Origin of the sequence: Pseudoalteromonas sp. Hal040 (assembly GCF_037162425.1) — a bacterium.
Classification (GTDB): Bacteria; Pseudomonadota; Gammaproteobacteria; order Enterobacterales; family Alteromonadaceae; genus Pseudoalteromonas; species Pseudoalteromonas gelatinilytica.
Genome location: NZ_JARLUU010000001.1, coordinates 2,268,434 through 2,282,220 on the forward strand (window position 1 = coordinate 2,268,434; position 13,787 = coordinate 2,282,220).

General features: G+C 42.6%; 14 protein-coding genes. All 14 read right to left on the minus strand.

Going from position 1 to position 13,787, the window contains the following annotated elements; genetic code table 11:
* Positions 1–67: 67 nt before the first annotated feature.
* The 14 genes from P4S60_RS10355 to P4S60_RS10420 all read right to left on the minus strand — a co-directional run bounded on the left by P4S60_RS10355 (position 68) and on the right by P4S60_RS10420 (position 13,772).
* Positions 68–292: a hypothetical protein gene (locus tag P4S60_RS10355; RefSeq protein WP_337115901.1), complete on the minus strand. Its 225-nt coding sequence runs from the start codon at positions 290–292 to the stop codon at positions 68–70.
* Positions 285–2,186: a hypothetical protein gene (locus P4S60_RS10360; protein ID WP_337115902.1), complete on the minus strand. Its 1,902-nt coding sequence runs from the start codon at positions 2,184–2,186 to the stop codon at positions 285–287. Before P4S60_RS10360 ends, P4S60_RS10355 begins: the two co-directional genes overlap by 8 nt.
* A 2-nt stretch (positions 2,187–2,188) precedes the next feature.
* The gene (locus P4S60_RS10365) at positions 2,189–2,500 is read right to left on the minus strand and encodes a hypothetical protein (RefSeq protein ID WP_337115903.1); all 312 of its coding nucleotides are present in this window, start codon (positions 2,498–2,500) and stop codon (positions 2,189–2,191) included.
* Complete coding sequence (locus P4S60_RS10370; protein ID WP_337115904.1) at positions 2,500–3,459, minus strand: hypothetical protein; 960 nt, start codon at positions 3,457–3,459, stop codon at positions 2,500–2,502. Before P4S60_RS10370 ends, P4S60_RS10365 begins: the two co-directional genes overlap by 1 nt.
* A gap of 2 nt (positions 3,460–3,461) precedes the next feature.
* Positions 3,462–4,673, minus strand: coding sequence for a hypothetical protein (locus P4S60_RS10375; protein ID WP_337115905.1), 1,212 nt, complete (start codon positions 4,671–4,673; stop codon positions 3,462–3,464).
* The gene (locus tag P4S60_RS10380; RefSeq protein WP_337115906.1) at positions 4,595–5,605 is read right to left on the minus strand and encodes a hypothetical protein; all 1,011 of its coding nucleotides are present in this window, start codon (positions 5,603–5,605) and stop codon (positions 4,595–4,597) included. The genes P4S60_RS10375 and P4S60_RS10380 overlap by 79 nt, the downstream gene beginning before the upstream one ends.
* Positions 5,606–5,618: 13 nt before the next feature.
* Positions 5,619–5,981, minus strand: coding sequence for a hypothetical protein (locus tag P4S60_RS10385; protein WP_337115907.1), 363 nt, complete (start codon positions 5,979–5,981; stop codon positions 5,619–5,621).
* Positions 5,978–9,490, minus strand: a complete 3,513-nt coding sequence (locus P4S60_RS10390) for a tape measure protein (RefSeq protein ID WP_337115908.1) — start codon at positions 9,488–9,490, stop codon at positions 5,978–5,980. Before P4S60_RS10390 ends, P4S60_RS10385 begins: the two co-directional genes overlap by 4 nt.
* An 81-nt stretch (positions 9,491–9,571) precedes the next feature.
* Entirely contained in the window at positions 9,572–10,321 is a 750-nt protein-coding gene (locus P4S60_RS10395; protein WP_337115909.1) for a hypothetical protein, read from the minus strand.
* Position 10,322: 1 nt separating this feature from the next.
* On the minus strand, positions 10,323–10,742 hold the full coding sequence (locus tag P4S60_RS10400; protein WP_337115910.1) for a phage tail terminator protein: 420 nt from the start codon (positions 10,740–10,742) through the stop codon (positions 10,323–10,325).
* Positions 10,742–11,170, minus strand: coding sequence for a gp436 family protein (locus P4S60_RS10405; protein ID WP_063528179.1), 429 nt, complete (start codon positions 11,168–11,170; stop codon positions 10,742–10,744). Before P4S60_RS10405 ends, P4S60_RS10400 begins: the two co-directional genes overlap by 1 nt.
* The gene (locus P4S60_RS10410) at positions 11,170–11,637 is read right to left on the minus strand and encodes an HI1506-related protein (RefSeq protein WP_337115911.1); all 468 of its coding nucleotides are present in this window, start codon (positions 11,635–11,637) and stop codon (positions 11,170–11,172) included. The genes P4S60_RS10405 and P4S60_RS10410 overlap by 1 nt, the downstream gene beginning before the upstream one ends.
* 72 nt (positions 11,638–11,709) lie before the next feature.
* Entirely contained in the window at positions 11,710–12,618 is a 909-nt protein-coding gene (locus P4S60_RS10415) for a Mu-like prophage major head subunit gpT family protein (RefSeq protein WP_337115912.1), read from the minus strand.
* Positions 12,618–13,772 carry a phage protease gene (locus P4S60_RS10420; RefSeq protein WP_337115913.1) on the minus strand — a complete coding sequence of 385 codons (1,155 nt, stop codon included), beginning with the start codon at positions 13,770–13,772 and terminating at the stop codon, positions 12,618–12,620. The genes P4S60_RS10415 and P4S60_RS10420 overlap by 1 nt, the downstream gene beginning before the upstream one ends.
* Positions 13,773–13,787: the final 15 nt, after the last annotated feature.

Here is a 13,787-nt window from a genome sequence, read left to right on the forward strand (position 1 = left end):
AATATAAAATGAATAAGCGCCCAAAACTTACACCACAGTACCTTTATTAACAACAAATTCATTTGCGTTACACTTCAATTTCAGAAAAAGGTAGTACTGATGCAGGCCCTATAATCCTGCCATTTTCAACGTAAGCAGATCCATTCTCAACAGCATTACCAAGCAATACAGTGCTACTACCATCAGTATATTGAACTAAACTTGTACCATTGGGATATGTCTCGACTACTGTAACGATTGTTCGTTGCTGCCTACTTAATACTGCCCCTAAACGATTTAAAGAATTAGACATTACTTATCACCTTTATCCTTTGATTTACTGTCACAGCGCCTGTATTGCTAACACTTGCACTAATACTCATTGTGTCGCACGTTGCCTTGAACACTGAATCTGAGTAAGAAATACCAACTAACATACCTGGTCTGATTGGTGGTAAGTCTTCTAATAGCTTGGTACGTACTGTTGTATTCTCTTTACTACCGCTGTTGGCTAATTCACATGTGCCGCGCTGCCGTGCCGCTTGATTATCTGTAATCAAGCTATCAACAACGTCTTTTGCGAATTGATCGGCTAATGTGCCTGCACGTTTAACCTTACATGACACTCCTTGCTGTTCACCGCGTACAAACACAGCATTATGTTCTTGGTTTATTGTTTGGCTTGAGCTGTGCTCTAGAATTACAGAGTCATTTAAAATTACATCACAAATTGCGTTCGTAGTGTCCCAAGGAGCTACAGGCCACATAGGAACAACTGATACCGTCTTATTAGCATCATCAAAGTCAAGTATCGCACCAACTGATTTAGCTACTGCTAGCAACGCTGCTCCTGGAGTTAGATCAGTGTATGAAAAAGCATATTGTGGAATTGGATAATCAATCATTTTATTATCAAGTGACCAACCCGTATTAACCAAAATATCGGACATGATCCCCGCTAAAGTTTTCGGGGTTGGGTTCGTATAATTTGTAGCTCTTGAGTAAGGCTGTGAGAGTAGTGCAAAGCGGCTACGGCCACTTGCACTAAAACTTTGATTTGCAAATCTTAGGTTTTTGCTCGGCTGTTCACAAATAACATAAAAGTCGTAACCATTGATTGAAACTTTTAGTTCTTGACCTATTGCACGTTCATAGTCAATTCGAGAGCAAAACTTTAAGTTAGCTGTTGCGCAATATTGCCCACGCGAAAGCGAGTAATCGAAACTACTTATCAATACCTTTTGTTCATCTGATACCCGTACACAATTAATTGTTGGTTGCATAATGTATGTATTCCTAATTTGGGGTTCAATCGGGATTTTTCTATCAATGGTGGGGACATCATCATCGCCACGAACTAAACCACCAGGCAAGCCCCAATAGCAAATCTTGTCGGGATTGGTGAAACGCATGATTAAGTGCCCTGTATGCGTTTCTGCGGGCTCAATAAACTCACCCAACACGTAACCTTTAAAAGGATGATTTCGCCAATAGCAGATGTATTCAGCATCGGTTTCACCATAATGGATAACAAGTTCGCGCCCGATAGTTGAAGGCTGAACATTCCACTCTAAAAAATAATTGTGAGGGATTAACTCAGTAACACTCCAATTCTGAGCTTTTTCAACATTTTCAATTGGTAGTGTTATTAACCAAGGAAATGAGCTTTGGATATATTCAACATCATTAATCAACTTGTAATTTAGATGAGTAAGTCGTGATTCATAACCTCTATTTCCCCAAAATATTTCACTTTCTATTTCTACTTTAGTTGCCACACTCCATTTAAAATGAAATTTACTGTTCACTATTTCTGAGTTATTAAATGCCGCCTCAAACTCAGCCTTGTAGCTATCACTTTGCCATTGAAAATCAGTTTGATTCTCCTCAACACCAGGAACAAGCCAGAGTAACCCATAATACACACCTATATTTGGCTGTAAGTAAGGGAGCGTTGGTTCTGGCTCTACTGGGTCTGTGCTGCCATCAAACCTGATTGAAAGCGGACTGAAATTAATTTTATAGGGTTCATTAAAGCGTAACTCTAATGAATAATCAGGCCCATAAAAGTTCAGTTCAAAAGGTGAATAATTGCGTTTAAAGTTAAGTTTAAAACGCAATTTCAATGTGTAGTCAGGCTTGATGAAACCTAATTGAAGCGGCGAATTATTAACTTGATATGAGCTAATAAAACGAAGTTCGATCATAGTTAAGGTGACTCAAAAGGCTGTGGGTTATTTGGATCAAAGGTGAACATATCAACCAACATAGTTTGAACATTATCAGCTATGGCAGCGTTATATTGATTGTCATCATCGTAAATAATCACAGATAAATTTGCACCTAAAGCATAAGATTTTGGCAAAAACCTTATATTATCACCATCTTTCGCCTTAAAGTGAGCTAACTTTGAGCCACTTAATCTGTCTATAATGAGCATGCGCTCTGCATCAAGAGTGTCAACGACTAAAGCAGACATAATCAATGGTGCAGGAATTACCTTTATTACATTTAAGAGCATTACCATTCCTCAATGTTAACCCATATATTTGAACCACCTGCATTTGAACGAGGAATACTAAGGTAACTTACGCCTTCTATTTCTTTAATAAAAGGCATTGATGCATTCCTATATCCATTTTCTTGCGAAGAAAATAAACCGGGTATAAAACCTCTGGCAAAGGGCAGTGTTTCATTATTACCTTGAGTTCCTGCGCTTGCTAATTGATAACTGCCAGTTGAAAGAATAAATTGTGATAGCACTCTTATTTCTGGCTCACTATCCTGAATACTGTTTTGTGAAACATTCCACAAACCTAACCCGCAGCAAGCGTAGCAATTAGCCTTCGATTCTGTTCCGTCAAGGGAATATACGTAACCAATTTGTTGGGTCGCACTGTCCCCCAAAACATAATTAAGCTGCGAGTTCCAACCAGCAGCTGTATTATTAATATACCCAGACAATGCAACAAATTTTGCAGGATCGTTTGGAAAAAAAGACTTGATGTCACCTATGAAAGTAAAGCAGTGGTTATATGTTCCAAAATAATTTGTACTCATTCGCGCTTCAGGAAAACACATAACGTAAAACGCTGTAGAGGTCGCTAAGATAATCCAATTATTTGGATAAGTTTGACTAGTACCACCTATATAAGAATAGAAATATTGAGTAAGTCTCGCGTAACTTGTTTTTGAAATATAGTCTAATGCTCCCTGAAACCTAACAGTATTGTTTGCATTATTATTACCTTGCTGGACGGTAAAAACACCACCTGAACCATCAACTTCGCTGTTTCTAATTGCTATGTATGGTGATTCTTCTGGAAGTGATTCATGTGCAACACTCCAACCCGCTGCTGATTTAGTCCCATACCCATCAACCAGACATTTTTTTAAAACATTTATAAATTCAGATGGTCTACCTTCTACAATTTGCGGCGCACCCTCGTCATCCCATCGATATACATTTACTTGAGCCATTTTTAATCCTTATTTCCACGAAAACTTAAAGTTGAGTTGTCACGCGCTATGTCAGAATGACCTGGGGACACTGAGCGGGTGATCATAATTGGTTTGCTTGCAGCTTTTGTCTCAAACAAGAAAGCCTCTCCAGGATTAAGACCTGAGCCAAATGCTTCTTTGCGCAAGACAAAATAAGGCGCACCTACGAATGTATTGAATGGTGCGCAGTCGTTAAGAATGTCACCGCTGTAAATCGTGCCCACAAATTCGCCTATAACGTTGTAAGCACTCGTTGATGTAAAAACGATGGCCCAGCGCTGATTAATAGTGCCGATATTTGTAAGCTCAATTGGGTATTGAGTTGTGTTGATTGCACTAGATGCTGGCGCGCCAGTTTCGAGAAAATTGTTTTGCCAAGCAGCAAGAGTTCGCTCGAATTTACTTTGAGCTTGTAAATCACCCAATACTTGCACGCTACTTACGGCTGAGCCTGCTGGGTAGGTTCGATTGAGCTTTGTTAATAGCTTAAGTGTATTACCTTCAATTGCACTGATTAACGCTAACTCTGACTGAATGGCCGTAACAATATAGGGGGCTGTAAATGCATTTATCCCCGCATTAATTGTGACCTCTCCCGTTTCACGATCATAGCTATAGGCTTCATCTGTAACAGACCATAAACTAGCCCCAGAGGCATCAACAATATCGATAAAGTCAGCATCTTCGAGCACCGTTAATACTTGCCCCTCAATTAATTCTAACTGCGCTAAACGCTCTCTGTTTTGAATGCTGATAGGGTTAAAACTATGAAAAATTGCCACTGTGCCATTATTCGGCAGAGTGGAAGTGTCAAAGCCCCCAGGTGGTGCAGGGACGGTGGTCACTTCTATTTCGTTATAGTCATAACGAATAGAATCTGGAAGAACATCTATCGAAAAAGTGACATCGATGTAGCCCGTAGCACTTACCGAACCTGTGCAATTGGTGCCAGTTATATCGCCGTTTAAATCACTCGATGCACTAAACTCTACACCTTCACTGTTTTTATAAGTGATATAAACACTATCTCTTGAAAATGAACTACTGGGCAACTGCCACTGTTTTTGGGTAATTGTACGCTCACCTTTAGAGATTAACGCGCCCAAGTTCTCCGTTACTGTGCCTTGGTATTCAACCGTATTCCCCTCAGTTTCGGTAATAATACCTGTTTCATAATCAATCGTTGCAAACACATAGCCGCCAGCAATAAAGCGGCCCTGGCTATCATCCGTATATACCGTATTTTCACCTGTTTTTTTACCTTTGTATAGCCAGGTAAAACACGTTCACCCGCAGCTAAAGTGATCGTTGTTGAGTCATTAAATGAGTGAAAACGAAAGTCGATATTTGACACATAAAACAAAGTAAAATACTGATCTTTTGAAACTGCGGGATTCAGTAACTCGCAGCTAAATGTACCGTTATCATATCGCAGAGAATTTAATTCACCTGTGCCTGCGTTAATGCGTTTTGTTCTTACTGTATTAATATACTTTGTAGGCTCATCAATAGCGCCTTGAGTGTATGAGTAGCTATACTGATACTCAGCGTAGTAAATAGGCTCAGCATTTAAAAAATCATCAACTGTGATGTTAATTTCTGTAATTTCGCCGTAGCTTAAAACCCGTTTAGTACGATAAATACTTAAAGCATCTGAATCTGGTTTTAAACCAATTTTAGACACGATGTTTTTAATTGAGGGAGTGAGTACACGGGTTAATGACTCTACCTCTAGCTCTTGGCTTTCAATAGCAGCCTCAACAGTAATAAAACTTGTGCCGTGATACTTAGTGCTATTTAACGCAAGTAAAGGCAGCATGTCGCTTACTAGGCTCGTTTCCTTCAAATCGCTTGCTTCTACTAGCAAGACATTAACCAATGGATCATCAGGTTGATCACTTAAGAAAATATGTGCATCTTGCAAGCGCGCTGCATCATCCGTACTCAGTGCAGGGTATAATTTAACAATATCAAACGATGAACGGGCATGGTCGATATCACTTATTGAACTAAACACATCGTTCAATTTACCACTGACGATAGCATTATTCGTTCGATGGCCTCCAGCATGTTCCTCATTACCAATAAGCTGAGGCTTAAAAATTTTTAAATCTGTTCTAAGCATAGTTAATCCCTGTTTAAACCGTTTTTAAACGTAGGTTTATGTTTGTGAAGTGGGTTGGCTCTGTATCTGAAAAGTGAGTGTGTGGAGTACTCTCAACTGCCTTTTGTGTATGATCCCAAACAACAGTAAAAAGTGTGCCTCGAATTGAGATTTCAAACGCATCTAACGTGCTTTGTGCATGCTCAAGTAATGGCTTAAACGTGCTAGCGGTCTCAAAGTCACTATACAAATGAATTGGTCGACCAAGCGGGACCAATGTTTTTTCAATATGCTGCGCACCGTTAAGGGCACGCTCTGTTTGTTCAACGACTGGTAAATAATCAAACTCGTTAAGCCAAACAAAATTATCTAGTTGCTGTGCGTTTAATAGGATCATTGTGTATTACTCAATTGCTCAAGTGTTTGCAAAAAGCGCTCTTCAAACTCTGCATAAATAATTTGCTTATTAGGCAATACCAGCTCTAATCGCACCGTTCTTGAAGGTGTACTTGTGCTCGATGTAGCGAGTGGCTGTTGAGTTTTAATTGCAGTCACCAACTCCCTTACAACGGCTGTTAAGCTATTTAAATTAGCTGTTGATGTAGAAGTCGATGCATAGCTCTCACTCGTTGGTTTATATGTTTGGGTTGGTGCGGTATAGCTGGGTGTAGTGCTCGTATTTGTTGAAGATCGATTACTCAGTTCGTTCCGCTTTGCATCAATTGCATCATTAATCGTTTGTTTATTTTCATTTGATAAACGACTGAGACGTACATTAATCTCTTTATAGATTTTATTAAGTGCGGCTGTAGTTTTGGCGTTATCAACTTGGGTTTGGTATTTGTTAAGCCAATATGGTTGCGTGTCTTTTTTACTTGCAGCTGCTTTAGCTGCCCTAATCTCTGGTGTGTCTAATGCATAGGCGCTGTTGCCATTTTCTAACTGATATTGAGCAATTGTATCAACAGATGCACCATTTGATACTGACACTTGGCGCACGTTGCTTGCTGCTTTAGAAGCAGACGCAGCTACACGGTCTAAAGCAGCTTGCTGTCTTCCTAATGCGCTAACCGCATTATCACTTGCTCTAGCCTGCTCATTCGTCGCTTGAGTGCCTGCTCGGGTTGAGGCTGTTGCTGCATCTTGGGCATTTTTAAAATCACCTAACAAATTATTCACTATCGACAGTACATCTGTCAGACGTTCTTTTTCATAGTTATATTCCTGGGCTGTTAACTGCCCTGATTCATAACGTGAATTTAATTGCTCTAATTCTGATGTTAAACGGCTATGTTCTCGCTGCAATTGCCCAAGGCTAGCTAACTCTATTTGTTGGACTCGATTTAAATCATTCGTTTGGTCAGTTAAACGCTGTTGCTGAATAGTCAGCGCTGCTTGGGCTTGGGCTTTTTGCTCAGCTGTTGCCGAGCTGCTTGCTAATACTTGCTGGTTTGTCTTAATTGCTTCGCGCGTTTTATCCAATTCACGAGTAAAACGCTGTACTGCTTCGCTGTTTGTGTCTGTAACTGGCTTAAGCGCGTTGGCTTTTTCAATGAGCTTATCGAGTTCTTTAGTCAAACCGAGTGCAGCAGCTGCTGCTTGCACACTTGATGGCACGGTTTCATCAGTGGCATCTGCCGCAGCAATAGCAGCCTCAGCCCATTTTAAATAAGCTTGGCGCTGAACAGCTAAAGGCTGCTCTGACTCTCTCATCAACTCATAAGCAGCACGCAATTTATTTGCGGTATCATCCAGTGTTTTAACTGATGTAATACCAAGCTCTGCATAGGCTTTTTCTACATCACCTGCAAAAATCTTTTGACGCTCAAGCATTGCGCCATGTTCTTCGAACTTAACTTGCAATGCATCTAAAATTGCGAGCTGGCCCTGGTACTGCTCGCCTGCACTTTGGATAGCAACACGGGCTGATTCAATGCTCTGTATAAAGCCATCAACCCCGACTTTAACACCATCTAAGCTTTGAGCTTGTTGCTCTAATGATTCGATAGTTTTAAGGGCTTCGGGTAACGTTAAACTTAAAAGCGCTTGACGTTGGCGCTCTGCCTCCGTTGCCGCAGCAGTGGCCTCTGCAAGTTTTCGTTGCTGATACTCTAAATTGACATAGCGCCCTTGCGCTTCATCCCAAACAAGCTTACCTGCATCAATGAGTGCGTTTAGCTCATCCATGTTTGTAATGATAAGGCCAGTTGAGTTTGACAGCTGCTGTAATTCGTCAGCGAGTATTTTTGCTTGCACTGCGCTGGCTTGTTGCGATTTTCTTACTTGCTCCTCAGCAGCAAGTAAATCTTTATATAAAACACCAACCTCGACTAATTCACTAATTAGCCAGGTATAAAGACCTGCACGGCCAACCGCTTTAAGTGCTGTATTCCATTTGCTTGCAGCAAGTGTAGCTGCATTCTGTGCTGTTGTGCTTGCGCCAACAGCGGCAGTATAGGCCCGCATCGATGCGATAGCCGTTGTTGCGCCACTGATCACACTACTAAAATAGTTACCAACCTTAAGCGCCAACCATACTTTAGCAACCGTTGCTATTTCGTCGCGGTATTCGTACAGCGTTGTAGCTGCATTTTTAATGGCTGTACCAGTACTTACAATGGTGTCACTTATGCTCTGCGCCCATTCTTTAAGTCGGCCATCTTTTGCCATTGCCGCAAACTCAGTATTTAAACTGGTGATTTGAGACTTGAGCCAATCCATCGCGCCCGATTGCGCAATGAGATTATAAAACTGCTCTAAGTTATCTTTCGCATTCGACACTTGACCACTGAACAGCGCCATTTGTGCCGCCGCTGAGCCAGCACTAGCGCGGCCCATTTCATCAATCAAGTCTTTGATTACATCACGGCCTAATTGGCCTGCGCTCGATAACTTTTGTAATTCAACTGTATTTTTGCCCGTTACTTTTTCAAGCAGATCCCAAACAGGTATACCACGCTCAACAAGCTGTAATATTTCTTCGCCTTGCAGTTTTTGTTTTGCCCACGCTTGGCCGAGTGCAAGGCTGATACCTTCAACCTCTTGAAACCCGCCGCCAAGCTTTAATGCTTGGTCTGTGATGGCTTGCATTGTGCCATCCATCGGATCAAGGCCAAACGCTTTAAGTTTTACAAACGCCTGGCTAACTTCCCCTAGTTGCAAAGGGGTATTTTTAGTAAACTCTTTTACCCAGGCTGTTGCTTGTTCGCCGCCTGCAATGCCGCCCATGAGGGCTTGCATTTGTATACCTAACTTTTCAAACTTATCGCCTGTTTCAAACACTTGCTTTACGGCTTGGGCTACTCGATCAAGCCCAACATACGCCGCAGCTAAACCCGTAACCTTTGCAATTACACCATCTAAGCTTTGTGCTTGGGCGCGTTGTGCAGCTGTGCCTTGCTTTAAGTCAGCTGTTAACTGATCAACTGAGCGACCTGTTTTGTCGTATTGAGCTGCTAAATCTCGTTTAGCAGCTCTTAAATTATTAGAATCAACGCCTGAACGTTTAAGCGCTGTTTGTAATGATGCATGCTTAGTTGTTTGCTGTGTTAGCTCTGCCCGCATCTGTTCTAAATCTTTCTCTGCCGCATCTATTGAGCGCGCAAATTGCACAAATGGCTTTTCTGTGTCTTGTGCTTCTTTTTGTAATTTGTCCAGTGCTTGCGCAGCAGCTGCTGTTGCAATTTCTTGTTGTTCTAGTTTTTGGTTTGATTGCTCAAATGCACGAATAAGATCGCTTTGATTGGATAACCCATCTAACTGATCCGCAAGTTTACCCGCAGCAGGATTTGCTGCATCAGCGCTTTGCTCCACATCACGCAGCTCATTAACAAGCTGCTCAATATTTTGCTTACCTGTGGCCTCGGCAACAATTCTTAATGCTAATTCGAGTGTTTTATTTGCCATGCGATAACTCAGTTTAAACAGGGTTTAAATGGGGATAAAAAGGCTCAAGCTAGTGAGCCTTTTGGTAAGGGATGTTTCTAATTAGCTGTCTAACTCGTCAATATAAAATGGCTCGTCCTTGCCCTGCACAAGCTTTGCGTTACCTTCAAGGGCCGCACTTACGAACTCACTACCCGCAAGGTCTAGCTCTTTAGTTGGCATCATTGACACATCATAAATTTCAAAACTGACAGGCTTACCATTTGTTAGGTTTGTACCTTCACCAAATAAGCGTAAACGAGACTGTGATTTAGTTGCGCCGTTAATGCGCTTACCACTTCGCGCGTTAAAAGAGCCTGAAACCGTAATGCTGCCACCAGCAGCAAGCGCACCACCTTTGATTGAACGAATTAAGCCAAGTGCAAAATTAAATTCATAATCTTTACCTAGCACTAATTCATTTGCCGCTTGTTTAACTACAACGTCATCTGTGAAGTTTTTAGCGCCTGTTTCAATCCAGCCCTGGTGATTAGGCATCGTGATTGGTGCATCAGCTAATGCGCCCGCCGCAAAATTAATGTCTGCCACTTCACCCATAAGGGCCAATGCAACAAGCTCAGCAGGTTGATCATCAAATTCCCACGTAACAACAGCAGGCTTAGGGATTTTCACATCATCTAAAGCTTGGCCTTTCGTTGCCTTTTTGTTTGATGTGCGTACTTTTGATTCAGCTTCTGTTTTGATTGCCAATTTTTGCGTATTGATTGGGCCAAAAATTTGGCCTGTGCTTACGCCTTGTTCATTTAAACGGTCAACAAAGATATTGCCCGCAAGTAAGATACCGTCGCTCATGTTATAGCGCTCCTTTCAATCTCATTTGACATGTAAAGGCCAGCGGGTAGTAAGCATGACCTTTGGTAAATTGGGGTTTTGCTGGGGTGTTAACACGTAGCCAAGGGCCAGTGTTGTTGTGGACTTTGCCCGCCAAAGCGCGAATGATTTCCGTTAAGTGCTTGCCGTGGTCTTTGTCGCGTTTACGAACTACTAAAACGACTAGCCAGGTTTGCACTACTTGCATGTTGTATCCGCCGTTCTTGGCGTCTGGTAAGTTGTCACCGTAATAAATCAAGTGTACTGCTGGGGTTGTTTGGCTATCTTCTTTAGCATCTGCTAACTCGTCACTTAAATAAACTCGCTTAATCCCTGGTACTTGTTCAAGTGCCTCTTTAAGCGGGTATTGAGCTGCAAAGTAGTCAGTTGTTATTTCAAACATCAAATAAACCCTTTTGATTTTTCACGGGCAAACACGCTTCCTGCGCTTTCAATTTGTGCGGTATTTTGCACTTGGGCATCCTCGCCCGACGAATCTACACCAATGCTCAAATCTCCTTTTGCAACAGAGGTAAGAAATTTAATTGCGTCCTTGTAACGTGTTTCAACATGCTCTGGTGCATCATTTGTACCGAGCTTATAGCGGGCAATGTCGCAACAAAGTTGCTCAAGTAAGTTAGGCACATTTGCAAGCGGCAACTCATAACGGCTCGCTAAGTAACCGTTAATCATATCGCTTGCATCAGTTATCGCCTGCTCTATCACAGGGGCATTAATAGCGTCAGCTGGGGAGTCATCACGCGCACTTAAATAAATAAGGTCTTGCTCTCCAAAGCGCTGCTGCATCGCTGTGATAGTTGCATAAGCCATTACTCGGCCTCACTCGCAGCATCTTGTAACCACTGCCACGCAGCATCACGGTCTTTTGCCGACACTTTAACCTTGATTACGTCACCTTCGTTTTCGCCTGGTGCTTCATAAGTTAGCTGTTCAACAGTCGGTTTAAGCTCCATTTGCGCATCAATCATTACCGCGATGATGGGTTGCAGTTCTTGGGGTGCTTGGGTGTAGTCAACTTGCTCATAAAGCTTTACTGACGAACCCACATTATCTGCGTCCAGCTGTCCCTGCGCCGCTGCACTTTCAACGTGCGGCACAATTTGCATTGATAAGCGTGCATCTTTTTCAATAGCTTCAAGCTTCTGCTCGTCCAGCTTATCAACTGGGATGCTGTTTTTTCCTTGCTCGAAACTAAAGCCCGCTCGACGGTAGCCTGTAGGCTGCATGCAAGTGACGATGACGGAAGCAATAAGGCTAAGATTAAATTTATTTGCCATTTCATTTTTACTCCTGGTTAAAAACATGGGGCTATAACACCCCATGTTTCAGGGTTCTAAATTAAGAGGGTTTTACAGATAGTCAGCGACTAGTAGCTCAACACGGCCTTTTAATTCGTTTGTGCTGTTTTCGTCTAGCTCACGCTCTAACAAACGTGTTGCTTTCTTTTCCATGCTTGCAGGAACAACCAACACGGTAGGACGAACACCAAGCTTACGGCCACCATCAGCTTGAAAGCTGCGCATTTTTTCAATGCTATCCCAAAGCGTATCAGCGTTGAGTTCACGTTTATTACCAAAGCCTAACTGCCAAAAACCAAAGCCCGCCGCATCACGGCAATCAACACCAAAGCGGTATTGCTTACTAGTAAAGACGGCTTCATCATCAATTTTGGTCATTGAAATTAGAGCGGGCTTTTTACGCTCTTGGAAAATCAGCGGCTTAAGCGCTTTTGATGTATCGAGAACAAACCAGGCCTCGCCTGTGTAGTCTGCATCTTCTGCCATATTTGAAACAGATGTGACTGCACCGGTGCCATCTGCATTTGCTGCAACTGGATGATCAGTATCAAAGAAATATTGGCTGTCATAACACGGTGTTGTGAAACCAGCCGCCAACAGTGGAAAGCACATTTCATCAGGGTGAATTTCAGCTGCATTACCCATTTCTTTGAAAATTGGTGAATAAACACCTAGGTTATCGTCTTCAATGTCGTTACGGTCTACACCTACCGTAGACTCGTAATCGTCATTGGTGATTGTGTAACCATGGGCTTTCATGCTCTGAATATTTCGATCACCCACCCATTTTGATAAGCTTGGGAACTTGCCAAGCCAGCCATAGGTATTGCTGGCTGTGGTTGATTTAATGACAGTCGCAATTTTCGTAAACTGCGGCTTTGCTTCGCTTTTACCTGCTTCGAACTCTAATTTAAAGCCTGTAAAAAGCGCCTGTAATTGTGGTGCTGTTACTAACGCCATTAGTTTTGCTCCTGTTTCGCTTTAGCATAAACAGCATGACTAATACCAAGCTGATCAGCTGCGTATTTTTCTTCTGCTGTAAGTGCTGCTAAGCCATCTTTGTCGTGCTCTGGCATAGGGGTGGTGGTGGTTTGCTGAGTCGTTAAACTCGCAATCGGTGAGCGGGTATCAAGCACAGCTTTCAATGCAGCTAGACCTTGCTGCTTTCCTAGCTGCGTTAAATACGTTTCTTCTGATGCAATGATTTTGCCCGCTTGCTTAGCCTGGCTAATCGCTTGCTCAACAGAATGGGTATCACTGGTGCTTTTCAGCGCGGCCATTTCAGTCACTAACGCATTGTATGTTTCTACAGGCACATACTTAGCTAAGTTGACCTCTGAGCCACCGCTATTTGCTTTAAGGGCGGCCACCTGGTCTTGAGCCGTGCTTAACTGCTCGTTAAGATCGTCGACTTCATCGGCTTTCGCCTTTAAAGCAGTGAGCGCTGTTGTTGCGAGTGCGTAATCTGCATCGGTGATTGCATCACCAGTGACAGTCACACCCAGCAATTCAAGCAGTCTTTGAGCTGCATTCATGGGTTTATCTCCGTTGTTAACAGGGGTTTTTGAAGCTTTTAAAACGGCTACTTTGTCCATGCCATCAACAGCAGGATCATTTGTTAGGGCAAAGTGGCGTAATTTGGTTGGGCGGCCTGTTTGTTTGTTGTAGTGAAAAACAGGGCTTATATAACGATATTCATCGTTCTTGAGTAAATCGCGGGCTTTGGGAGTCCAGCGAACATTAAGCGCATAAAGGCCCTCGCCTGGCACATACTCTAAATCAGTTGGGTTAAACCACCCGCTTGCAGGGGCAGGCTTGCCGTTCTGCTCAGCATGTAACGTTTGATGCTCGTAATCAAAATGAAAGTCGTTTGTGCGGGTGCTTGCTGTTTGTTTAAGCTCATCAAAAGCAAGCTGGTCAAGTAGCCAGGCATTACCTGGCACATCAAATGGGCGGCCATCGTGTGACTTAAAATGACCATCTGGCATAACCATAACGCGCGGGCTAATCCCCTGTTCGTTAATTTCGCCATTAAAACGGCAAGCAGCCAAACCAAAGTTACTTGGGTTCTGGCTACTTAATACTGCAAGTGGTTGTGGTTTTTGAGTCGTCATGGCTGAACACAGAAT

Coding starts and splice junctions, on each gene's coding strand:
- P4S60_RS10355 (WP_337115901.1), bottom strand. CDS start 292: ATGTCTAATTCTTTAAATCGTTTAGGGGCAGTATTAAGTAGGCAGCAA.
- P4S60_RS10360 (WP_337115902.1), bottom strand. CDS start 2,186: ATGATCGAACTTCGTTTTATTAGCTCATATCAAGTTAATAATTCGCCG.
- P4S60_RS10365 (WP_337115903.1), bottom strand. CDS start 2,500: ATGCTCTTAAATGTAATAAAGGTAATTCCTGCACCATTGATTATGTCT.
- P4S60_RS10370 (WP_337115904.1), bottom strand. CDS start 3,459: ATGGCTCAAGTAAATGTATATCGATGGGATGACGAGGGTGCGCCGCAA.
- P4S60_RS10380 (WP_337115906.1), bottom strand. CDS start 5,605: ATGCTTAGAACAGATTTAAAAATTTTTAAGCCTCAGCTTATTGGTAAT.
- P4S60_RS10385 (WP_337115907.1), bottom strand. CDS start 5,981: ATGATCCTATTAAACGCACAGCAACTAGATAATTTTGTTTGGCTTAAC.
- P4S60_RS10390 (WP_337115908.1), bottom strand. CDS start 9,490: ATGGCAAATAAAACACTCGAATTAGCATTAAGAATTGTTGCCGAGGCC.
- P4S60_RS10395 (WP_337115909.1), bottom strand. CDS start 10,321: ATGAGCGACGGTATCTTACTTGCGGGCAATATCTTTGTTGACCGTTTA.
- P4S60_RS10400 (WP_337115910.1), bottom strand. CDS start 10,742: ATGTTTGAAATAACAACTGACTACTTTGCAGCTCAATACCCGCTTAAA.
- P4S60_RS10405 (WP_063528179.1), bottom strand. CDS start 11,170: ATGGCTTATGCAACTATCACAGCGATGCAGCAGCGCTTTGGAGAGCAA.
- P4S60_RS10410 (WP_337115911.1), bottom strand. CDS start 11,637: ATGGCAAATAAATTTAATCTTAGCCTTATTGCTTCCGTCATCGTCACT.
- P4S60_RS10415 (WP_337115912.1), bottom strand. CDS start 12,618: ATGGCGTTAGTAACAGCACCACAATTACAGGCGCTTTTTACAGGCTTT.
- P4S60_RS10420 (WP_337115913.1), bottom strand. CDS start 13,772: ATGACGACTCAAAAACCACAACCACTTGCAGTATTAAGTAGCCAGAAC.